This is a genomic window from Demequina aestuarii, from assembly GCF_000975095.1.
Lineage (GTDB): Bacteria > Actinomycetota > Actinomycetes > Actinomycetales > Demequinaceae > Demequina > Demequina aestuarii.
Genome location: NZ_BBRD01000001.1, coordinates 2434957 through 2457335 on the forward strand (window position 1 = coordinate 2434957; position 22379 = coordinate 2457335).

At 69.8% G+C, this 22379-nt stretch carries 22 protein-coding genes; 10 read left to right on the forward strand and 12 right to left on the reverse strand.

Annotated features, from left to right (window positions below):
- Positions 1–143 precede the first annotated feature (143 nt).
- The 6 genes from AOP72_RS11415 (at position 144) to AOP72_RS11435 (ending at position 6165) form a co-directional block, all read left to right on the forward strand.
- A complete protein-coding gene (locus AOP72_RS11415) occupies positions 144–944 on the forward strand; it encodes an HAD family hydrolase (protein ID WP_062136470.1) in 801 nt (266 codons plus the stop codon).
- Positions 945–963: 19 nt separating this feature from the next.
- Positions 964–1698, forward strand: a complete 735-nt coding sequence (locus tag AOP72_RS11420) for a SigE family RNA polymerase sigma factor (protein ID WP_062136475.1) — start codon at positions 964–966, stop codon at positions 1696–1698.
- A gap of 1 nt (position 1699) precedes the next feature.
- Positions 1700–3250 (forward strand): hypothetical protein, encoded by a 1551-nt coding sequence (locus AOP72_RS11425; protein WP_152650366.1) that lies wholly within the window; start codon positions 1700–1702, stop codon positions 3248–3250.
- Between the two features lie 47 nt (positions 3251–3297).
- Complete coding sequence (locus AOP72_RS11430) at positions 3298–4848, forward strand: hypothetical protein (RefSeq protein ID WP_152650367.1); 1551 nt, start codon at positions 3298–3300, stop codon at positions 4846–4848.
- Positions 4849–4914: 66 nt separating this feature from the next.
- Entirely contained in the window at positions 4915–5046 is a 132-nt protein-coding gene (locus tag AOP72_RS13915) for a hypothetical protein (RefSeq protein ID WP_274519732.1), read from the forward strand.
- 177 nt (positions 5047–5223) lie between these two features.
- Positions 5224–6165, forward strand: a complete 942-nt coding sequence (locus tag AOP72_RS11435) for a hypothetical protein (RefSeq protein WP_062136499.1) — start codon at positions 5224–5226, stop codon at positions 6163–6165.
- A 14-nt stretch (positions 6166–6179) separates the two neighbouring features.
- Here the strand turns inward: AOP72_RS11435 and AOP72_RS11440 are convergent, their stop codons facing one another.
- Together AOP72_RS11440 and AOP72_RS11445 are read right to left on the reverse strand one after the other, a co-directional pair.
- Positions 6180–6458 (reverse strand): hypothetical protein, encoded by a 279-nt coding sequence (locus tag AOP72_RS11440; protein ID WP_062136502.1) that lies wholly within the window; start codon positions 6456–6458, stop codon positions 6180–6182.
- A 68-nt stretch (positions 6459–6526) separates the two neighbouring features.
- Complete coding sequence (locus tag AOP72_RS11445; RefSeq protein WP_062136505.1) at positions 6527–6823, reverse strand: hypothetical protein; 297 nt, start codon at positions 6821–6823, stop codon at positions 6527–6529.
- Positions 6824–6965: 142 nt separating this feature from the next.
- On the opposite strand from AOP72_RS11445, the gene acs reads away from it, so the two are divergent.
- Both acs and AOP72_RS11455 read left to right on the forward strand, forming a co-directional pair.
- Entirely contained in the window at positions 6966–8969 is a 2004-nt protein-coding gene (gene acs, locus AOP72_RS11450; protein ID WP_062136509.1) for an acetate--CoA ligase, read from the forward strand.
- Positions 8970–9049: 80 nt separating this feature from the next.
- Positions 9050–10438, forward strand: a complete 1389-nt coding sequence (locus AOP72_RS11455; protein ID WP_062136512.1) for a mercuric reductase — start codon at positions 9050–9052, stop codon at positions 10436–10438.
- A gap of 21 nt (positions 10439–10459) precedes the next feature.
- Here AOP72_RS11455 and AOP72_RS11460 read toward each other — a convergent pair whose 3' ends face one another.
- The 5 genes from AOP72_RS11460 to AOP72_RS11480 all read right to left on the reverse strand — a co-directional run bounded on the left by AOP72_RS11460 (position 10460) and on the right by AOP72_RS11480 (position 16724).
- Positions 10460–11362, reverse strand: a complete 903-nt coding sequence (locus tag AOP72_RS11460) for a cation diffusion facilitator family transporter (protein WP_062136515.1) — start codon at positions 11360–11362, stop codon at positions 10460–10462.
- Complete coding sequence (locus tag AOP72_RS11465; RefSeq protein WP_062136518.1) at positions 11362–11694, reverse strand: ArsR/SmtB family transcription factor; 333 nt, start codon at positions 11692–11694, stop codon at positions 11362–11364. The genes AOP72_RS11460 and AOP72_RS11465 overlap by 1 nt, the downstream gene beginning before the upstream one ends.
- Positions 11695–11781: 87 nt before the next feature.
- Positions 11782–13863, reverse strand: coding sequence for a S9 family peptidase (locus AOP72_RS11470; RefSeq protein ID WP_439645547.1), 2082 nt, complete (start codon positions 13861–13863; stop codon positions 11782–11784).
- A 54-nt stretch (positions 13864–13917) separates the two neighbouring features.
- Complete coding sequence (locus AOP72_RS13845; RefSeq protein ID WP_084631774.1) at positions 13918–15702, reverse strand: ATP-binding cassette domain-containing protein; 1785 nt, start codon at positions 15700–15702, stop codon at positions 13918–13920.
- Positions 15699–16724, reverse strand: coding sequence for an ABC transporter permease (locus AOP72_RS11480; protein ID WP_062136524.1), 1026 nt, complete (start codon positions 16722–16724; stop codon positions 15699–15701). Before AOP72_RS11480 ends, AOP72_RS13845 begins: the two co-directional genes overlap by 4 nt.
- A gap of 138 nt (positions 16725–16862) precedes the next feature.
- On the opposite strand from AOP72_RS11480, the gene AOP72_RS11485 reads away from it, so the two are divergent.
- Entirely contained in the window at positions 16863–17459 is a 597-nt protein-coding gene (locus tag AOP72_RS11485; protein ID WP_062136529.1) for a TetR/AcrR family transcriptional regulator, read from the forward strand.
- A 13-nt stretch (positions 17460–17472) separates the two neighbouring features.
- On the opposite strand, the gene AOP72_RS11490 is transcribed toward AOP72_RS11485, so the two are convergent.
- Positions 17473–17760: a hypothetical protein gene (locus tag AOP72_RS11490; RefSeq protein ID WP_152650368.1), complete on the reverse strand. Its 288-nt coding sequence runs from the start codon at positions 17758–17760 to the stop codon at positions 17473–17475.
- A gap of 71 nt (positions 17761–17831) precedes the next feature.
- On the opposite strand from AOP72_RS11490, the gene AOP72_RS11495 reads away from it, so the two are divergent.
- Positions 17832–18278, forward strand: coding sequence for a plastocyanin/azurin family copper-binding protein (locus tag AOP72_RS11495; RefSeq protein WP_084631777.1), 447 nt, complete (start codon positions 17832–17834; stop codon positions 18276–18278).
- Between the two features lie 6 nt (positions 18279–18284).
- Here the strand turns inward: AOP72_RS11495 and AOP72_RS11500 are convergent, their stop codons facing one another.
- The 4 genes from AOP72_RS11500 to AOP72_RS11515 all read right to left on the reverse strand — a co-directional run bounded on the left by AOP72_RS11500 (position 18285) and on the right by AOP72_RS11515 (position 22275).
- Positions 18285–18992: a phosphatase PAP2 family protein gene (locus AOP72_RS11500; RefSeq protein ID WP_084631779.1), complete on the reverse strand. Its 708-nt coding sequence runs from the start codon at positions 18990–18992 to the stop codon at positions 18285–18287.
- 186 nt (positions 18993–19178) lie between these two features.
- Positions 19179–20843 carry an ABC transporter permease subunit gene (locus AOP72_RS11505; protein WP_062136540.1) on the reverse strand — a complete coding sequence of 555 codons (1665 nt, stop codon included), beginning with the start codon at positions 20841–20843 and terminating at the stop codon, positions 19179–19181.
- On the reverse strand, positions 20843–21793 hold the full coding sequence (locus tag AOP72_RS11510; protein ID WP_062136542.1) for an ABC transporter ATP-binding protein: 951 nt from the start codon (positions 21791–21793) through the stop codon (positions 20843–20845). The genes AOP72_RS11505 and AOP72_RS11510 overlap by 1 nt, the downstream gene beginning before the upstream one ends.
- The gene (locus AOP72_RS11515) at positions 21790–22275 is read right to left on the reverse strand and encodes an ArsR family transcriptional regulator (protein WP_062136545.1); all 486 of its coding nucleotides are present in this window, start codon (positions 22273–22275) and stop codon (positions 21790–21792) included. Before AOP72_RS11515 ends, AOP72_RS11510 begins: the two co-directional genes overlap by 4 nt.
- Between the last annotated feature and the right edge of the window lie 104 nt (positions 22276–22379).

Sequence of the window (22379 nt, forward strand, 5' to 3'; positions counted from 1 at the left end):
AGCCAGCGTGAACGCCGGACCGCACCCGCGCGTCGGCCGGGCTGCCGTGGTGGGGAACGTTCGGGTGAACGTGCCGTCTGGGGACGGCCGCCGGGTGTCGAATGTCGGCCGCGTTGGTTAGGGTTGCGGTCAGAGGAGGTGCCATGGCCGGCCAGAAGGTGTCGAAGCCCACAGCGGCGTTCTTCGACCTCGACAAGACCATCATCGCGACCAGTTCATCGATGGCGTTCTCGAGGCCGTTCTACGACGGAGGCCTCGTCACGCGCACGCACGCGCTGCGCACCGCCTACGCACAGTTCCTGTTCCTGGTCGGGGGCGCAGACGAGCGCCAGACCAACCGGCTCCGGGACTCGCTCAGCGACCTCATCAAGGGCTGGGAGGTGGAGAAGGTCAAGCGCATCGTCGCCGAGACCATCCACGACTACATCGACCCGGTGGTCTACGAAGAGGCCCTCCAGCTGATCCGGCGTCACCAGGCGAACGGTCGCGACGTCGTGGTCGTCAGCGCCTCGGCCTCCGACATCGTCGAACCCATCGCCGAACTCCTGGGTGCCGATGCCGTGGTCGCGTCGCAGCTGGGCGTCAAGAAGGGCTTCTACACGGGCGACATCACCTTCTACGCCTACGGCGAGGCGAAGGCCGACGCGGTCCGCCAGCTGGCCGAGGACAAGGGCTACGACCTGTCCCGCTCGTACGCGTATTCCGATTCGATCACTGACGCGCCACTGTTGAACGAGGTGGGCTACGGGTTCGTGATCAATCCCGACCGCGCGCTCAGGCGCGCCGCCGCCCTGCACGGGTGGGGCGCCCTGACGTTCAAGAAGCCAGTCGGGCTGCGGACGGGACCGTCGGCGCGGTCCACCATCCTCACACTGCTCGCCACGGCCGCCGTCGTGACGGGAATCGTGCTGCTGGTACGCGCCGCGCGGTCGGACGACGACTGACGAGCGCCTACCCCCCACGATGAGACGCTGGACTCGGCTCTACGACGAGCTCGCCGGGCCACGCTTTCCTGCCCTGCTGGCGTACGCAAGCCTGCTGACCGGCGACCGCGACACGGCCGATGCGCTGGTCGCCTCCGCACTCCGGCGCACCTTCGCTCGGCCTCGCCGGCTGAGCGGTCCGGGCGAGGCCGAGCTCCACGTCCGCCGGGCCATCGTGGCCCAGTTCCTCGCCCGTGCGCGTGAGTTCGCGCCCGCGCCGCCCTCGACCGATCAAGCGGGCGTCGACCACAGGAGTGACGAGCCGGCGGCGGCGCCCTCCGCAGCCAAGCACGCGGTCCACGGACAGGCCAACCCCTACGCGCCTCCGGGCCACGACAGCGGCACCGTCTCTCAGTCCCCGCCACGCACCGCGGACCAGGGCGAGGCCGAGCCTGCCAGCACATCGGCCGGACGGCCCGAGCGGACCGATGCCGCCCCCGACGGTGTTGACGACGATGCCCGCCTCGCAGAGACCCTCCTGGCGCTGCCGCCCCAGACGCGCGCGGTAGCGCTGCTGCGCCACCACGACGGGCGGACGCCGGGTCAGATCGCGGAACAGCTGGCCCTCCCGCCCCTTGCCGTCCGGGACGCGCTGCGGGAGGTGACCGCGGTCGTCAGCGAACGGCTGGGCATCGCGCTCGCCCATGATGACCTCGGGGACGACGGTCACATGGCCGCGGAGATCACCGTCGCGGACCATGCGGTGCGGCCCTGACGTGGACGAGTTCAGCGAGCGAGTACGAGCCGCGGCCGATGCGCGGTCACGGCAATGGCCCGATGCGCGGGCGGGCCGCGAACGGCGCCGCTCGATCGGGCGGGCTCGCGCCCTGCGGGTAGGCGGTTCGGCCGCCATCGCTGCGGTCGTCATCACCGGCATCGGGGCCGCGGGTGTGGGATTCACCGGAGTGGGCTCCGCGCCCGAGCCGAGCCCCAGCGCCTCGCCCGACCTCACCCTCGGTCAGGGCGACACCGCCTACGCCACGCTGCCCTTTCCCGACGAGCACGAGATGGACTCCCACATGCGCCAGCTCGCGGCCTACTGCGGCGGGCCGGTCCCCGAGACGCGCGCTGAATCGGAGGACTTCTCCGTCGCGTACGACATCCCGGAACGCCTCGACATCGATCAGCAGACAGGCGTCTCTGCCGGCCCTGCGCAGTCCTCGGCTCAACTCACGTTCTCGGGGAGCTCCCCGCTCCCCGCATTCGTGTCCGGCCCCTCAGCGCTGTTCGTCGAGGACGGGACCGTCGTGGGCGCGGCACCGGACTATCAGGAACCCATCGTGAGGACGTTCCAACCAGGGGGGACCGCGACCTATCGCTGGGAGTCGATCGGGGGCGCCGCCTCCTGCGACACCGAGAGCGAGCCCGGGTTCGGGTTCGGCACCCTGGAGCCAGGCGACTACGAGATGGTGCTGGTCACCCAGGTGTACAACGACGAGGCCGCCGCGGCGACGCAGAGCCTGCGCATGGACGGCTACACGCTGCCGGTCATGAGCGAGCTCCCGGCTTTCAGGGAAGGCGCCTACGAGTGCGACAGCGAGGACCGCTGGGGTGGCATCACGCCGCTCACGTGTGATCCGCATGCACTTCCCGGGGTGGAGATCGATGACGAGGCGGGCACCGTGACGGTGCCGTACGAGGCGTCGTTCTACACGGAGGACGTGTCGCTCCTGTATGTCTCGCCACCGATAGCCGTCACCGTCACCCCGAACGAGAACGGCGCCGAGGACTTCTTACTCTCCCCGCCCGTGCCCGGGTTCGAGCGGGGCACTGTCCCCGCCTGTGGCGATCAGTTCGGCAGCATCGGCACTGGCTCGATCCAAGGCCCGTGGGACTCGATGGCGGGGTCCCTCGCTGGCACGGAGGTGGGCGACGCGCTCGATCCGGAACTGTGGCGCAGGGGCTCGGGGTGGCTCGAAGCAGAGGTCACCGTGCCTGTGGACCCGCGCGTCTGGGTCCTGGCCCAGCGTGACATCGCGTTCGACGACGGCGATGGCGATGCCTCGACCGAGAGCCTGTACTCCGCGCAGGAGGTCGTGGGCTGGTTCGACACCGACTCCGGATCGGACGCCACCACGTTGAAGATCGTGCGCTACGACGGACCAGAGACATGGCCGCTCTCCGTCACGGACGTGCAGTGGTGCGAGGGCTTCGACAGTGCTGACACCACGGATGACAACCACCTGGGGATGGTCGCCTCGCCGTCCACCGTGACTCTGGACGACGGCACCCGCGAAGAACTCGACGCGCTGGTGTTCTCGCCGTGACCGCACTGTGCTTCGCCTCGACCTGGACCACGCGGTGAGGCCCTGAGGTGGACGTCTTCAGCGAGCGGATACGAGCGGCGGCCGATGCGCGGGCAGGGCGATGGTCGGATGCGCGCGTCGGGGGCGGCCTGCGAGGGTCCATCGGGCGCGCTCGAGCCATGCGGATCGGCGGGTCGGCGGCGATCGCGGCGGTCGTCATCACCGGAGTCGGGGCCGCCGGCGCCGGGTTCACCGGAGTGGGCGTCGCGCCCGAGCCGAGCCCCAGCGCCTCACCCGACCTCACCATCGACCAGGGCGACACCGCCTACGCCACCGTGCCGTTCCCCGAGCACCCGTGGGGCCACAGCGTGAACACCGCGAACGACTACTGCGGCGAGCCGGTTCCGGCGGAGACGGCCGAGAACGAGGGCTTCTCGGCGCTCTTCGAGATGCCTGCACAGCTCGACCTGGACAGCTCCGGGGAAGCGCTCATCAACGCCGAGACGCGGCCCCATGTCACCCTGTCGTTCACGGGCTCCGATCCGCTGCCGGTGTTCGTCGAGCAGCCCGAGGCCCTGTTCCTGCAAGACGGCGTGGTCGTGGGCCACGGATGGGCCGACATGGCACCCTCGGTGACCACTCTCGAGCCAGGCGGCGCGCTCACTCACCTCTGGCAGTGGGCGGGTGCCGCCGCCGACTGCGAGGCCGCGTCCGAGTCCGGCTCGCTCGACTCCGGAGAATACGAGATGGTGCTTGTCTCTCGCGTTCACAACAGCGAGCAGACTGCGGCGGTCCACAGCCTCCGGCTGCAGAACTACGGCCTGCCGGCTCGCTCCGACCTCCCGGCCATCCGCGAAGGCGCCTACGAGTGCCGCGATGACTACCTGTGGGGCGGGATCACCCCCATCACGTGCCAGCCGAATGCGCTGCCCGGCGTCGTCGTCGACGAGGAGGCGGGCGTGACGACGGTCCCGTACGACTCCGCGCTCTACTCCAGGGACGTGGACCTTGTCTTCGCTTCGACGCCTATCCCGGTCACGCTCGAGAGTGACCGGTCGTGGTACGTGAACACCGAGGGGCCCGACCTGCCGGCGTACGAGCGCGAGAGCGTTCCCGCCTGTGGTGATGCGTACGCGACCTTCAACTCGGGGTCTCTGGGCGGCTTCTGGGCGCCCGACACCCCGCAGCTGAGCAGCCTCGAGGAGGGGGATTCCGTTCAGGTGTCCTTCTGGATCGACGAAAGCGGATGGACCGAGGCGGAGGTCACCATGCCCGCCAACCCTCGCCTGTGGATCATGCGCACGCAGGAGGCGGAGTACGACGGCGGCGAGGCAGCCACGCCGTATTGGTACCTCTCACGGGAGGTCGTGGGATGGGTCGACACCACGTCCGCTGCCGGCGACTCACCCCTGGAGATCATCCGGTACGACGGGCCCGAGCCATGGTCGCTGACGGTCGACGAGGTGCAGTGGTGCGAGGGAGTCGACTTCGCCGATACCTTCGCCACCGGCGTCGACGGGCCTCCCGAGTCCGCTCCCGCGATGATCGCATCGCCCGCCACGGTGACGCTCGGGGACGGCACCCGCGAGGAACTCGACGCACTGGTGATCTACCCCTGACCCAACCTTTCACCACCCCCCATGCGTTGACACTGTGACAGGACGGTGGCACGGCCTTGAGGGGGAATGATGCGCAGGATCGCGTTGACCGCAGCGGTGACAGTGGCGCTGCTGCTGGGAGTCGCCGCCGGCTGGACATGGCAGCAGTGGCAGCCCGTGCCAGGTCACCCGTCCATCGCCGTCGAGGCGACCGAGTGAGGGGTGCGACACGCCGTGCGACACGGCTTTCTCCGCGGGGCATGTCCCTGACCAGGGACGGCGCAGAATCGTCCGCGCGACGTAGGCATTCGTCCGTTTCAGGGACGTACGATTGAGACTCACCACGAGGATTCGGCGGGGCGGCAGCGCGCCCGCCCAGGGGGGCACGACCAACGGATGAACAAGGGTCTCATGGCCGTGGGCGCGATCGCCATCGCAGGGCTGTCCGCAGCCGTCGGGTGGTACGGCGTCCAGCTGCTGACAGGCGGAGGCGAGACGCCGGTGGCGGAGCCGTCGAGCAGCCCCACCACGGATCGTGCGACCGTGCCCCTGACGTTCGACCTCGCCGAGGTCGAGAGCCAGGCAAACGGCTTGTTCGAGCCCCCCGCATGCGGAGACACCTGGTCGGCCGAGGCCACCGCCGCCAATGGCGTGATCCCCGAGGTCGAGGTGACCAGGAACGCGATGAGCGCATCCGCCACCGTCACCTTCACCAGCGAGGATGAGGCGCTGATCGCTTTCCTCGCTCAGGAGGGCCAGCTGATCATCACGCGCGACGGCGTCGTCGTGACGCCCGACTGGGGCAGCGAGTTCGTCCCCGACCTGTTCGTGACCTCGACGGACACGACGGCACCGTCCTCGGACTCCATCGAGTTCACCGGCGCGACGCTGTGCGACACCGCCGCAGAGCTTTCTGCGATCTGGGACGACTTCGAATGGTCCAGCGCGACTGAAGAGCAGATCGCCGCGCGCCAGCAGGAGGCAGAGGACTTCGAGGCAGCGAACGCAGACCTGCCGCCCGGAGACTACGAGGTGTACGCGTGGACCCCGGTCATTCTTGGCGAACCGGCCGCGGCCGCACGCGCGCTGGCAGAGGAGGGCGTCACCGGCCTTGCCTACCTGCAGTACACGGCCGGGTACTCGGCGATCCGCGATGACCCGCGCATCGCCGACCACTGTGAGGAGTCAGAGACCCCCGACGGGCAGAGCGAGAGGCTGTGCGACGTGCCCCAGGATGTGCTCGCGGACGTGTTGACCCGAGACGTGCCGGAGCACTACGTGGTCGACGCTCCCGCCGCCGTCGCGATCTCCGAGCCGGCGACCTTCACCGTCGAGTGAGGTCGCAGATCTTCTCAGCCGGTCTTGCGGCGGAAGTCCTTGGTCGCGTGGGCCTCACCATTGCCGTGAAGTGAGTCGGGGCCAGTGCTCTTGCCGGCGCTGCCGGGCTTCTGCTCCTGGCCGTCGTGGCCGACGTACGTGCCCATGACCTCTTGCGGATCCCCCGCCTCTACGTCCTTGAGGAAGGCTGCGGCCTCCTCGCCGCGCATCATCTTCGCGAGCTTGCCGTGGTGAAAAATGACCGCCTCGCCGTTGCTGCGCGTACGGTAGTCGAATCCTTCTGCTCCAGTCATCTGCCCATCGTGACACGGGAGGCGACCGGACCGCGCGGCGAATCGCACACGGATGTGGGCCCGCCGGTCTAGGACGAGGGGCGCTCTTCGCCGTCAGCCTCACGCGGCTCGCCATCGCCGTGCGGAACTGGGCCGTCGAGTGGCTGCTCCATCGCGGGATGCGTGTCCGTCCCAGTGGCCTGGGCGGTGCCGGACTGGTCGCCGACGAAAGCCTCCATCACCTGGTCTGCGTCGCCGTTCTTCACCTGCGCGAGGAAGTCCTCGGCGTCGTCGCCCCGGAGCAGCAGCGCGACCGATCCGTCGCGCAGGATCTCGACCTCGCCGTTGGTACGGGTGGTGTAGGTGAAGTTCTCTGATTCCGTCATGAGGACATCGTGACACGGCAGGCGACCGATGCGCGCGGAGAGATGGCATTGGTGAAACCATTTAGCATCGGGCGACTACCGATCTACCAGGCGCGCTTACAAATGGTTGGCAGAGGACCAAAGTCCTCCTAGGCTGGCCGACATGGCCAATGATGACCAGACACAGTCCCCCACGCTCGAGAACCTCCACACCGAGACTCGATCCTTCCCTCCCAGTGACGAGTTCGCCGCTCAGGCCAACGCCACCGCGGAGCTCTACGCGCAGGCTGCGGCCGAGGGCCCGGAGTTCTGGGCCGAGCAGGCGCGGCGCCTGCACTGGGAGAAGCCGTTCACCGAGGTGCTCGACTGGTCGGACGCCCCCGTGGCCCGATGGTTCGCTGACGGGACGCTCAACGCGTGCGACAACGCCGTGGACCGTCACGTGCGCGAAGGCCGCGGCGACCGGGTGGCCTTCCACTTCGAGGGCGAGCCCGGCGACACGCGCACGCTGACCTACGCGGATATGCAGCGCGAGGTGTCGAAGGCCGCGAACGGCCTGGAGAGCCTGGGCCTCACCAAGGGCGACCGCGTCGCGATCTACTTGCCGCAGATCCCCGAGGCCGTCATCGCCATGCTGGCTTGTGCGCGCATCGGCGCCATCCACTCCGTCGTGTTCGGCGGCTTCAGCGCAGAGTCGCTGCGCCAGCGGATCGACGATGCGGAGGCCAAGCTGGTCATCACCGCAGACGGCGGCAACCGGCGAGGCGCGCATCTCGCGCTCAAGCCACTCGTCGACGCCGCGATCGCGGCGGGCGACCACCACCCCGAGCCGTCAGCGACCGTCGAGAACGTGCTCGTGGTCAAGCGCACCGGCCAGGACACCCATTGGGTCGAGGGCCGGGACACGTGGTGGCACGATGTCGTGGAGCCCGCCTCTGAGATCCACGTCCCCGTGATGGTCGAGGCCGAGCACCCGCTGTTCATCCTCTACACCTCCGGCACCACCGGCACCCCCAAGGGCCTGTTCCACACCACCGGCGGCTATCTCACCGGCGTCTCGTACACCCACCGTGTGGTGTTCGACCTCAAGCCCGAGACGGACGTGTTCTGGTGCTCGGCAGACGTGGGGTGGATCACGGGCCACTCGTACATCGTCTACGGCCCCATGATCAACGGCGCCACCCAGGTGCTCTATGAGGGCACCCCCAACACCCCTCATCAGGGCCGCTGGTGGGAGATCATCGAGAAGTACAAAGTGTCGATCTTCTACACCGCGCCCACCGCGATCCGCACGTTCATGAAGTGGGGCGAGGCGATCCCTGCGAAGTTCGATCTGAGCTCGCTGCGCCTGCTCGGCTCGGTGGGTGAGCCCATCAACCCCGAGGCCTGGATGTGGTACCGCCGCGTCATCGGCGGCGACCGCTGCCCGCTCGTCGACACCTGGTGGCAGACCGAGACCGGGTCGATCATGATCTCGCCGCTGCCCGGCGTGACCGCCACCAAGCCCGGCTCAGCGCAGGTGGCGCTGCCGGGCGTCGCGGCCGCCGTGGTCGACGATCACGGGGACGAGGTGGGACCCGGGCACGGTGGCTACCTCGCGCTCACCGAGCCGTGGCCGTCGATGCTGCGCGGCGTCTGGAACGACCGCCCTCGATACGAGCGCACCTATTGGAGCCGCTGGCCCCACCTGTACTTCGCGGGCGACGGCGCCAAGCGTGACGCCGACGGCGACATCTGGCTCCTCGGGCGTGTGGACGACGTGATGAACATCTCCGGCCACCGGCTGTCCACCACGGAACTCGAGCATGCCCTCGTCTCCCACCCGTGGGTCGCCGAGGCCGCCGTCGTGGGCGCGAGCGACGAGACCACCGGCCAGGCCGTGGTCGCGTTCGTCGTGGTGAGGTCCGATGCGGCAGGCGCCGACGCCTCTGGCCACGACGTCTCCGTCGCGCTGCGCGAGCAGGTGGCCAAGGAGATCGGTCCGCTCGCGAAGCCGCGCACCATCCTCGTCGTGTCCGAGGTCCCCAAGACCCGCTCGGGCAAGATCATGCGGCGGCTGCTGCGCGACGTCGCCGAGCACCGTCCGGTGGGCGACGTCACCACGCTCGCAGACTCGTCCGTGATGGACGCGATCCGTGAGGGGCTGGACTCCGGCAAGGGCGACTGAGCCCCGACTGGCGGCGACGTCTCACGGAGGCCCTGGCGCCCCGCCGGGCGCATCGGCCGATGACCTGCGCACAATGAGGCATGACCCTTCACCACACGCAGTTCGACACCATCGTCATCGGCGGCGGCCAGGCCGGCCCGTCGTTGGCGGCCACGCTCGATGCCCGCGGCGAGCGCGTCGCGGTATTTCAGGACGGGCCGTTCGGCGGCACCTGCCTCAATGACGGGTGCCGCCCCACCAAGGCCCTCCGCGCATCGGCCCACGCGGCGCACGTGGCACGCACCGGGGCGCCGTACGGTGTCCACGTCGATGGCGTGACCGTCGACGTGGGCGAGGCGGTCGCCCGCAAGGACGCGCTCATCGACGGCTGGCGCTCGAGCAGCGGTGCGTTCTTCGAGGACCACGAGACCATCAGCTACGTCACGGCCCGCGCCCGCCTATCCGGGCGCGACGGCAACGACTACCGGGTCGAGTTCGACGGCCAGGTGGTCACGGCGCCGCGGATCGTGCTCAATCCCGGCGCCCGGTCCGTGCCCCCGCGCATCGAGGGACTGGCACGCATCGACTACCTCGATCACCACACCCTGCTCGACCTCACCGAGGCGCCCGAGCGGCTGCTCGTGATCGGAGGCAGCTACATCGGCCTCGAGATGGGACAGATCTGGTCGCGGTTCGGCTCCCACGTCACCATCCTCCAGTCAGGCGACCACGTGATGCCTCGCGAGGACCCGGACATCGCCGATGCGGCCGCGGACTTCCTGCGCGAGGAGGGCCTGGAGGTGCGCACCGGAGTGCGCATCGTCCGCGCGGAGCGGAACGGGGAGGGCGTGGTCCTGACGCTTGCGGACGGCGAGACGATCGCGGGCGACCGCGTGCTCATCGCGGCAGGCCGCATCCCCAACAGCGATGAGCTCGGCCTCGACACCGTCGGAGTCGACACCGACGGGCGCGGCTACGTCGTCACCGATGAGCACTTCTTGACCTCTGCGCCGGGCATCTACGCCCTGGGCGACGTCAATGGCCGCGGCGCCTTCACGCACACCAGCTACCAGGATCACGAGATCCTCGCCGAGCACCTGGCGGGCGAGGACCGGTCGGTGGCCGGCCGCATCCCCACCTACGCGGTGTTCACGGACCCGCCGCTCGGGCGCGTGGGGATGACTCTCGCGCAGGCACGCGACGCGGGGGTCAATGTCTCCGTCGCGGACTACCCCATGGCCGGTGTCGCTCGCGCCGCTCTCGACGGCGTCACCGCGGGAACCATCCGGCTCGTGGTGGACGCGGATCGCGACCGCCTCGTGGGTGCCGCCGTCCTCGGCCACCACGGCGACGAGGTGATCCACGCCCTGTCGATGCTGATGCACCTCGACGGGCCCGCATCGGCCCTGCACACCTGGCTCACCATCCATCCGACCGTCGCGGAACTCTTGCCCACCGTCTACGGCGCGCTCGCGCCAGACGAGGGCTAGCAGCGGCGCTGCGCCATCGCGCTACCAGGTCACCTCTTCGCACTGCCGTGAGGCAGCGGACTCGACCTGCAACGTGGCATGCGCGATCTCGTACCGCTCGGAAAGCACGGACTGTGCTGTCGCGAGCACTGTCTGCAGGTCTGCGGTGGCCGTCACCATCAGATGAGCCGTGGCGACGTTCATTCCCGACGTGAGCGTCCACGCGTGCAGATCGTGCACCTCGACGACGTCCTCGACGGCGCGGAGGTCGGCGACGGCCGCGGCCGCATCGAAGCCGCGCGGCGCATGCTGACCGAGCACCGCGAGCACCTCCCTGCCAAGGATCGCGGCTCGCACCGCGACGAACGCCGCAATCGCGAGGCCCACCACCACATCCCAGACACCGTCCCCCGTGACGAGGATGAGCGCGCCGGCAACGATCACGCCCACCGAGCCCGCCGCATCTGCGATCACCTCGAGGTATGCGCCCTTGACGTTCAGGGACTCCTTCGCGCCAGCACGCAGGATCAGCATCGACAGGGCGTTCACGAGCAGCCCGAGCACACCGACCACCAGCATGGGAGTGGTCGAGACCTCTGCAGGCGCACCGATGCGTCCCAGCGCTTCGACCGCCACCAAGACCGCGACACCCAGCATGATCAGCACCGCGAGCCCGGAGGCGAACACCTCCGCGCGGTAGGAGCCGTACGTGCGCGTCCCTGTGGTGTCGACGCGAGTCGCGACGCGGGTCGCCACGTACGCCGCGCCCAACGTGACGGCGTCGGCGGTCATGTGGCCCGCATCGGCGAGCAATGCCAAGGAGCCGGACAGGATGGCGGCTGCCACCTCGGCGGCCATGAACACGACCACCAGCACGAAGACGACCAGGAGACGGTTGCGGTAGCGCGCACCCACGTGAGCGGCGGGACTGTGGGAGTGGCCCATCAGTGCTTCTCCACCAGGTAGTGCTCGGCGGCAAGATCGAGGAGTACGCGGATGTGTGAGTCCTCGAGCTGGTACCAGATCTCGCGACCGTGCCGCTCCGAGCGCACCACGCCCGAGGCGCGGAGCCTGGAGAGTTGATGGCTCGTGGCCGATTCGGAGGATCCCGCTGCCGTGGCGATGTCGCTCACGCACATGGCACCGCCGTCGATCAGCACGTAGACCAGACGCAGCCGCGAAGGGTCGGCGAGCAGGGAGAACACGCTTGCGAGACGGTCGGCCTCTTCCTGCGTCAGTGGCGCAGGAAGAGGCCTGTGGTGATGCGATGCGGTCACGTCAACTCCTGAATATATGAGCACTTATTCATACATTAAGAGATCGGAAGTGAGAGCACAAGGCCCTGGGAGCCGAGGGGGCGTGGGCTAGCCCAGCACCTCCGGCAGCTCCGGCTCCTCGCCTCGCACGTGCCGCGCGAGGAAGGCGAAGACCGTCTCGTACCAGACGATCGCGTGCTGCGGCTTCAGGATCCAGTGGTTCTCGTCCGGGAAGTACAGGAACCGGTGATCCATGGAGCCGTCGGGCGCCGCGAAGTGCTCCGCGAGCTCAGCCCACAGCCGCAGGCCCTCGCCGATCGGCACGCGGTAGTCCTTGTCCCCGTGAATGACGAGCATGGGCGTCGAGATCTCGGCCACCGAGTGGTGCGGCGAGTGCTCGACCATCGCCTCGGGCGTGAAGATCGACTGCCAGTAGTCGGCGTGATCCGTCGTCGGACCGAACTGGTCGAGCGCCCACAGCGCCGCGTGCGTCACGATCGCGTCGAATCGGTCCGTGTGGCCCGCCACCCAGTTGGCCATGTAGCCGCCGAAGGAGCCGCCCATGGCGGCCGTGCGCGTCTCGTCGATCTCGGGCCGAGCCTCCACCGCATCGGTGATCGTCAGGAGGTCCGTGTAGGGCTTGTGGCCCCAGCTGTTCCAGCCGCGCGCGATGAACTCGAGGCCGTAGCCGGTGGACAGCGCGGGGTCCGGCAGCAGCACCGCGTAGCCCTTCGCCACGGCGAGCGCGGGGCTCCAGCGCCACGACCACTGGTTCCACGAGTTCAGCGGCCCACCATGGATCCACAGCAGCAGCGGAGCAGGGGCTGCGGCCGATGCGCTGGGCGGGGTGAGCAGCCATCCGCGCACCCGGGCGCCATCCTCGGCGGTGGCGTCCACATCGGTCAGCGTCGCGTTCACCTCAGGCGCGGGAGCAGGGTTCGCGAGGCGCGTCACGGTCCCGTCGAAGGCGATCCGGACGGGGTGCGCCGGCTCGAGCATCGTGGCGCGCAGGGCCACCAGGCCGGCGCCGGTCCGGTCGACGGCCACGGCTGAGTAGGCGGCGTCGTCCTCGGTGATCTGGGCGACCTCGCCGGTCGCGACGTCGATCGAGAACACGGGGCAACGGCCGTCGTGATCGGCCGTGACGATCAGCGCGGAACCGTCGGCAGAGAACTGGGTCGATGCGGCCCAGCGGTCCCAGTCGGCGGCGATCTCGCGGGCGCCAGAGCCGTCCAGGTTCGCGATCCACAGCTCGTGGTCGGCCGGACCGGCAGGCGTCGACTTCGCGCCGCGCCCGTACGCCAGGGCGGTGCCGTCCGGGCTGATCGCGGGGCTCGCGAAGTCGATCCCCTCCTCGTCAGCCAGCACCGTGTGGGCGCCGGAGGCGACGTCGATCGACACCAGCCTGGTGCGCGACGAGCGGCCCACCGGCACCGACAAGGCGGCGATCACAGTGGTGCCATCGGGGCTGACCGCGACTCCCCCGTGGTCGACGCTGAGACCTGGCTGGGGGGTCAGGTCGCGCGGGCGCGGCAGAGTCTCTGGGTAGGGAGTCGTGGCAGCGTCGTCCTGCTCCGCAGGTTCCGCGGCCGATGCGCGCGCGGCTTCAGCAGGCACGCGGTCGAGGTCCAGCGCGAGCAGGTGCGGCTCGGCCGGGCCGAGGTCATGGTCCCAGTCCCGGATGGGGTACGACGAGTGCAGGATCGCGTTCACCTTGCCCTTGGTGCGGGCCGCGCGAATGCGCGCGTCCTCCTCGAGCGACTCTGCCGAGGGCATGAGCTGGGCGCCCAGAATCGCCGCGGGCGCATCGGCCGCGATCGCCTCGATCCCCGAGACGCCGCCTGCGAGTCGAGAGATGCAGCGCGCCTCGCCGCCGCGGGCGGAGAGCAGCCACACCTGCGACGTCGAGTCGTCGCCATCAGCATCGGGCCGTGTCGACGTGAACAGCACGTCGCCGGCCGCCGTGAAGGCCGCACCGGACTCCCCCTTGGCCGAACGCGTCAGGCGCACGGGCTCACCCTCGGCATTCGTGGTGGCGGGGACCTCCCACAGCGCACGCTCGTAGGCGGTGGCGTCCTTGGTGAGGGTCGCGACCGTCAGCACGGCACGCGTCCCGTCAGGCGACAGCGCGAGGCCGTCAATGCGGGGGATGGCGATGAAGTCGCTCAGATTCTCGTATGCATCATTCACCAGTCCACCGTAATCGGCGCGATCGGGTGTGCGAGACCGCCAGCCATGGACCCGTCAGGCCGGCAGGCGCTCGCGCGCGGTCATCACTTCCTCCAGTGTGGCGGGCACCTGGTGGATGCCGCCGCGGAGCCCGGCGATGCCCAGCGCGTCCCGCACCTGCCCCGTGGACGCCCCGATCACCCGCACCCGCGTCCCGGCGAGCGACACCAGAAGGCCGGCTTCGGACAATGCCCGGAACGCGGCCGGCCATTGCTCGACCTCGACCTCAAGGGCGCGAACGCCGCCCACGATGTCGTCTCGCGACCCGGCGGCGACGTCGCGACCCCGCGACATCAGCACCAGTCGGTCGCACTGCTCCGCCTCCTGCATGTAGTGCGTCGTGACGAGTACGCCGACGCCGCGGTCCGCATGCTCGTGGATCACGTCCCACAGGCGCGCGCGCGACAGTGGGTCGACGCCTGACGTGGGCTCATCGAGCACCAGAAGCTGGGGCTCATGCCCCAGTGCCGCGGCGAACGCGAGTTGCCGTTGACCGCCCAGCCCGATCTGTCCCACGGTGCGGCCGCCCGCGCCCGTGAGCGCCTCGGGCAGCGCGGTACCGCGGGACCCGAACGCGGCATCCACGAAGTCGAGGTTCTCGCGCGCCGTGAGTGCAGCCCACAGCCCCAGACCTTGCGGCACGTACCCCTGGCGCGCGCGGGTGTGCCGCGACGGAACCTCTCCGAACAGCTCCAGCTCGCCCGCCGAGGCAGGCAGCAGGCCCAGGATCATCCGGATCAGCGTGGTCTTCCCTGCGCCGTTGGCGCCGAGCAGTCCCACGATCTCGCCGGGCAGCACCGTCAGCGACACGTCGTCGACGGCCGTGAGGTCACCGAACCGCCGGCTGACGGCCGAAGCGCGGATAAGGGGGGCTGCGTCCGCGTCGCCCGTCTGGCGGCGCGGCACCGCCGATGCGCGGGCCGAGCGGACGATGGACGACGACGCCACGGGCGCGCCGGCCGGCGCGCTCTCCCCCTCGGCGACCGCCAGCTTCGCGAACGCAGCGGCCACCATCGCGTCCTCCAGATCCGCCACGGGGGCCTCGCCTGATGCTGGGGAATCTGGAGACCACTGCCGCCATGACGCGCCACGCCGCCACGCGTACGCGAGCTCGGCAGGAGTCTCAGTCGTGGCCACGTGGCCCGGAACAGCGGCTCGCACCTGCGCGGGAGTCCCCTCGATGAGCACGCGTCCGGCATCGAGGGCGAGCACGTGCGAGGCGCGCTCGGCCTCGTCCAGGTACGTGGTCGCCATCACCACGGCGGCGCCGTCCGCGGCAGCCTGGGAGATCATCCGCCACAGGTCGATGCGGCTCACCGGGTCCACACCGGTCGACGGCTCGTCCAGGATCAGCAGCTCGGGCCGATGGAGCATCGCAAGGGAGAACGCGAGCTTCTGACGCATTCCGCCAGACAGAGCGCCCGCCAGCCGAGCGGTCGCGCCAGCGAGTCCCGTGCCCTCGAGCAGGGTCGCGCGACGCTCGCGCAACGTCGCGCCGCGCACGCCGTAGACCGCGCCCGCGAACGCGATGTTCTCGTCGACGGACAGATCGCGCCACACCCCAGCGGCAGTGGGCATGAAGCCGAGGTGCGCCAGGCTGGGCGCACGCACCTCGCCCTCTGCGGGCCGCAGTGCGCCGGCCAGAGCTCGCAGCGCCGTCGTCTTCCCGGCACCGTCGCCGCCCACGAGTGCGCGCACTTCTCCCGGTGTCGCCTGGAGCGTCACCTGGTCCAGCGCCACGTGGCTCCCGTAGCGGACGGTGACGGAGTCGAGGCCCCAGGTCCGCGCATCGGCCGTCATGAGGCCCGCGCCTTCTGGTGCGCGCGCGGCGCCAGGTCACGGCGGAACCGGAGAACGGCTGCGGTGAAGACAGTGAAGGCCATACCCAGCAACACAGCGAAGACCGGCCACAGCGAGGTCAGCCCCGCGCCGCGGAGGAAGATTCCCTGGCTCATCTCCACGAAATAGGTGAGCGGCAGACAGCGTCCAATCCACGCGATCACGGTGGGCATGGCGTCGAGCGGGAAGATGAAGCCGGAGAGGAGGATCTGCGGGAGCAGCATCATGATGGCGAGTTGGATCGCCTGAGCCTGGGTCTGCGACACGGTCGAGATCAGCACGCCCAACCCGAGCACCACGAACAGGTACAGGCCAGCCCCCGCAGCGAACAGCCAGGGATTGCCCGCAAAGGGGACGTCGAAGAGCCACACGCCCACCAGGGTGACGATGAGCATGTCGATCGCCGCGAGGATGAAGTACGGCGCGATCTTGCCCAGGATCACGTCCCAGGGCCTCAGGGGCATCACCGCGAGCTGCTCGAGGGTGCCGTTCTGGCGCTCCTTCACCAGGCCGATCGAGGTGATGATGGTGCCGATGAAGGTCAAGATCAGACCGATCAGCGCGGGCACCATGACCCACGAGGTGTCGAGGTCGGGGTTGAAGAGGATCTCGACCTCGACGGCGTCGCCCCCGCGGGCCAGAGCGGCGTCGGCGGACTGGGCGGCGAACAGGCTCGAGCCGTCGAGGTACGCGGTCGGGGGCTGCGTCGAGCTGTCGATCGCCAGGTCCACGACGTTGTCGCGCAGCAGCTGCCGGGGGTCGGCGTCGGGATCGTTGTCATCGGCCACCGTGAAGATCTCGGGCAGCGCCCGCTCGATCTGGTCCGCTCGCTCCCCGATCACAGCGGTGGGAATCTCGTCGACCGTGAAGTTGGCGGCGTAGCCGAAGACGATGAGCAGCACGATGGGCAGCGCGACCAGCATGGCCATCGTGCGCCGGTCGCGCCGAAGTTCGCGGAACTCCTTGAGAATCATGCCCTTCATCGGTGCCTCCCCGGCGTCATGCGCATGGCGGTGGCGGAGTCGCCCGCCTAAACCGAACGTTCATTCGGTTTCCGACTCCATCGTGGCGCGAGCGCAGCGGGCTGTCAAGAACGAATGTTCATTCGCTATGGTGGACCCATGCCCCGTCGCTCGCCCCAGCACCACGAGCAGCGCCGCGAGCAGGTGCTCGCGGCCGCGCTGCGATGCTTCGCACGCGACGGCTTCCACGCAGCATCGATGGCGGACGTGATCGCGGCGGCCGGCGTCTCCGCAGGCACGGTCTACCGATACTTCCCGTCCAAGTCCGCGCTGGTGGTTGCCGCCGGCCGGGCCGTGTTCCTGCCTGCAGCCGCTCCGCTCACCGCGCTCGTCGCGTCCGGCAGGGTGGTGCGGCCCACGGAGGCGATGGGCACGATGTTCGCGGCGCTGCTGGAGAGGGCTCAGCGGGACGGCACCGACATGACCGCGCTGACCCTCGACGTGTGGGCCGAGTCGCAGCGTGATGCGGAGATTCGCGACGCCCTGCAGCAGGTCTACGGGGGCATTCGCACGGATCTGGGCGCGCTTGTGGCTCGCTGGCAGGAGGCCGGCCACATCCCCGCGAGCGAAGACGCTGACGCACTGACGACGGCGCTCGCGGGCGTCATGCCCGGCCTGCTGCTCCAGCGCCGGATCTTCGGCGAGGTCGACGCCGCGAGCGCGCTCCGAGCACTGGGCGAGCGCACCGGGCTATAGCGCCGCGCTGACGTCAGCCCAGGAGCTCGGCGACCGCCCACCACACCGCGGCGGCCGCGCCCAGGATCCCGAGCAGCACGAACACGTAGTTCGCCCACAGGTGCGAGCGGCGCACGCTGGCAGCCACGGCGATCGAGACCGCGATGATCGCGACCCCGATGAGCGAGGCGCGCAGATCGGCGCCGAGCCCGCCCTCGCCGCTGAAGCCGGGCAGTGTCGCGTCCCACATCAGCACCGCAGCGATCACCAGGAGACCCACGGCCGTGCCCACACCGCCGATTGTCCACGCCGTTGCCCTCATGCGGACAACCTAGACCCTGTCAGCGTGGGCCCCGCCCCACACGCCGCACCCGGGCGCGTTAGCATCGGCATATGTCTGATTCACGTCATTCTCCCCGGATCCTCCGGGGTGCCCTGGCCGTGGTCACCGCGGTCGCGCTGTCCGCTTGCGGATCGTCAGGCGGTGGCGAGGTCGTCGACCTCGGCACCGGCAACACCGGCGCGCCCGCACCCATCGCTGCGTCAGGAGATCCGGCGGAGGGGCAGGCCATCATCGTGCCGGCCTTCGCGTTCGAGTTCGGCTACCAGATGATCGCCCCGACCTCCGCGGGGACGTACACGTTCGAGCTCACCAACAACGGGGGCATGGAGCACGACCTGGTGATCGAGGGCGAGGGCGTGAACGAAGGCACCGCGATCCTCGGCCCGGGTGAGTCCGACTCGTTCACCGTGGATCTCGCGCCCGGCACGTATACCGTCTACTGCTCGGTCGGCACGCATCGCTCGCAGGGCATGGAGGTCACCTTCACGGTGGCGTGACCCTCGTCAGGGCGCGGCGGGCGCGGCCGATGCGCGGCTCGCCTCCCGCAGGTCCAGCCAGCGATCGACGGCGACCACGAGGCCGAGCACCACGACACCCACGCACGCGCCGGCAAGCACGTCCGACAGGAAGTGGTAGCCGAGGTAGAGCCGCGTCCCACCGACGAGGGCGATGAGCAGCACCGATCCGAGCACCCACCACAGCGCGCCGCGCACACCGCCGCGCCGATGCCACAGCAGGTACCCCGTCACGAGCACCAGCGTCGCGGCACCGGTGGTGTGACCTGACGGGAACGAGAAGGAGGTCTCGTACCCGGGAACGGTCTGGAAGCCCGCGTCCGGTCGCGCACGCGCCACGATCATCTTCACGAGCATCGAGATCCCGGTCGCCAGCACCATCGAACCCGCCAGCAGCAGCGGGTCGCGCCACGATCGGGTGCGCCACACCCACAGCGCGCAGCCGATCAGGATCAGGACCGGCAGCACCACGGGGCCGAACGTCTCGGTGATCGCCGTCATCAGGGTGGTCAGCCACTCGACCCGGTTGTCGACGAGCCACTCGATGAGCGGCTGGTCGACGGCCTCGAGGATGTCGTTGTCAAGCACCTCGTCGAGCACCGCGACAAAACCCCATGCGCCGACGGCGACGAGCATCAGACCTGGCACGACGGCGCGCACCAGAGGGGGCAGTCTCGTCCAGGCGTCTCGGATCATCCGTTCAGCCTAAGCGGGCGTGGCACCGCCCCACGCCCGGGCGTCCCCGCATCGGCCGTCCGGCACGGGACGCGGACACGGACCCGGTCTCTCCCCGCTCCGCAAGTGTCGAGATGCGTGCCGTGCGGCGACCATCGGTGCACGCGTATCGACACTGGCGTGGGCTGGCCGGGGCGGGGCCGGTTGCTACCCCCGCAGGTCGCGCCGAGAGTACGCCGCCACGCCGACCGCGACCAGCGCGGCGGACACGCCCACGAGCACCGCGAGATGCCACCACGTCAGTCCGATCTCGAGCGGGTTGCCGGCGGCGTAGTAGTAGAAGAGCGAGACGCGCGCCCAGTCCGCGAGATCGGGGTTGACGGGCACGAAGCTGTTGATGCCCCAGCCGAGCACGGCCACCCCGGTGCTCGCGCCGATCGCCACGTTCACGCGACCGGTGACCGCGCCCGCCACGAAGGCGACCGACCCGAGCAGCGTGCCGAGGCCGGCGAGCAGCACACCGGCCGCAGCGATGTGGGCGACGTCCATGCCCAGTCCGGCGATGGCGCTTCCGCCCGCCACTCCGGCGAACAGTGCGACGCCAGCGACAAGCGATCCGACCGCGATCGCGGCGGCTTTGCGTATCGCCAGCGACCTGCGCGATACGGGCATCGTCGCCAGCACGCTCACCGTGCGACGCTTCTCCTCGCTCGCGAGCGCCGCCCCGGCGTTGATCGCGATCACCGCGACCGCGACCGGCGCGACGATGGTCATCAGTTCGCCGAAGTACCAGCCCTCGGCGGTCGAGAAGTCCGCGAAGCCCACCATCGCGAGGATCGACTCCGGCATCGAGTCCACCACCTCGCCGATGTTCACGGCGCTGCGCTGCATCGCACTGAACAGGGGGCCGAGCACCAGGGCCTGGAGCAGCATGGCCCCGCCCGCCACGACGAGGAAGGGGCGCAGGTCCGTCAGCGCCTTGGTCGCGATCCCGCGCGTCGAGGCGCTCCCGGCCAGCATCGCGCCGATCCGTCCCAAGCGCGGGTCCTCCCGCAGGCGCTCGAGGATGGGAGCGCGCGCTGCTCCCGCCCCCAGGTCTCGCCGCACCAGCCCCCACCATGCCGTTCCCACGAACACCGCCGTCACGGCGAGCAGCACCACCAGCGGCGCCCAGTCGATCCCGGTCGTCATCGGCTGGGATCCGCTGATCCAGTACCAGGGCGAGGCCTTCGCCCAGCTCGCAACGCCGTCGAAGAGCGGCAGCAGTCCGGACGCGAGGAACGACAGCACCACCAGGCCGACGCCCACGCCCGATGCGAGCGCTCGGTTTCCCGTCCATGCCCCCAGCGCAAGGGAGAGGGAGCCGAACATCAGACACACCACGAGCATGTGGACCGTCGCAGCGGCCAGATCCATCGAGCCCACGTCGGCGCCGGCGAGCGCGGCCGCCACCACGTACGACGCGGACGCCGCGACGCCGGCGACGAGCACGATCGTCGCGGCGGCGAGGGCCTTGGACCGGAGCAGCCGCGCGCGGCTGCGGGGCATGGCCCCGAGCACGTTCATTGTGCCCGCGGCCTCCTCGCCCGCGATTGCCGCGGCCCCCATCGAGATGCCGAGGCCTGCAATCACGAATGGCCCGAGGAAGTTGAACATGTTGCTGAGCATCAGGCCCGCGACGCCGGAGTCTGAGGTGATGCCCAGCAGTGAGAGATACGCCTCCGGCATCTGCGAGATGAAGTCGGTGGCCTCGTCGCCCATGTCGGCGTACGCCCACAGCCCCATCCACGCAATGGCGAACAGCGACGCCACCGCGATGACGGCGCCCAGCCACCGGTCGCGCAGGCTCTTGAGGTAGACGGTGCGCAGCATCACGCCACCCGACCGTCGCGCCCGCCAGCAGTCGTCCGATCATCGCCGGCGGCCTCGACCTCATCCCGGTAGAACTCGAGGAAGATCTCGTCCAGGTCGACGCTGGCGGAGGAGACGGACAGCACGTCATGCGCCGTGGCGACCGCCAGCAGCGGCGCCATCGAGCCCTCGTACTGTGCCGCCACGGTGGGGCCGTCGACGGTGACCTCGTGCACGCCGGCGATACCGCGGAACGCCCGCTCCGGGACCGGCGCTCCGAACTCCAGCGTGATGCGGCGCAACGCCTTGTCCTGCAGCTCCGCCATCTGCTCGACCGCGATCAGGTGGCCCCGCCGGATGAACGCCACCCGGTCCGCGACGCGCTCGACCTCGCTGATGGTGTGAGAGGAGAGGAACACGGTCCCCCCCGCATCGGCCATCTCGCGAATCAGGGTGTGGAACTCGAGCTGGACGAGGGGGTCCAGGCCCGTGATGGGCTCGTCCAGGATCACCGCGCGGGGTGAGTGCATGAAGGCGAGCACGATCCCCAGCTTCTGGCGGTTGCCGGACGAGTACTCGCCGACCTTCCGGGACAGGTCCGCACCCAGGCGCTCGGACAGCTCGCCCACGCGCGTCCAGTCGACACCGCCACGCAGCCCACCGAGGTACTCGACCGTCTGCCGGCCGGTGAGACTCGGCCACAGCGCCAGGTCGGACGGCAGGAAGCCGATGCGCCGGTGGATCTCCACAGCATCGCGCCTGCTGTCCAGCCCCAGCACGCGGCACGCACCAGACGTGGGCCGGATGAGATCGAGGATCGCCCTGATGGTCGTCGACTTGCCCGCGCCATTGGGACCCAGGAATCCGAAGATCTCGCCCGGATGGATGGCGAAGCTCACGTCGTCCACCGCGGTGAAGCGTCCGAACTTCTTGGTGAGGCGATCCACCTCGATGACTGGGGTCGGTGTCATGACCCCTCCCTTCGTAAGAACTCCTCGAGCCGCGTCGAGAGCTGCGGCCACTCGTGCTCGAAGAACCGCACCATCTGATCGAGGGAGGCGACGCGGTCGCGACGCGTCTCCGGCATCACTGCGCGCCCTTCGTCGGCAAGCACGCGCAGCCCGGCAATGCGGCGGTCCTCGGAGCCGATCAGTCGCACCCACATGTCCTGGGGCAGCTGGTAGAAGTGCGTCCTCACCCCCATGCGCCGCACCTTCTCCACCATCTCGACTCCCGCGAGCGTGCGCAGTTGCGTCGAGACGGTGCCCGCAGACAGCTTCAGGGCCGATGCGATCTCGCTCTGCGTCTGGGCTGCGGGCTCGCACACCGTCAGGTATCCGAGGATCGCGCCGGCGGCGTGGCCGAGCCCCCCGGCCTGCCAGTAGACGGCCACGCGCTCGACGTACGCGAGGCGCTCGGGAGTCAGCGCGGTGGGCGAGGAGGCAGCGGTCATGTTTTCAGTTCTATTTGAATCGCATGAAACTGTCTATCGTCCTCGCGGATGATCTGTCGGTGAACGAGGACCAACGGAGGTGGTCGCATGCGCGCCGCCATGCC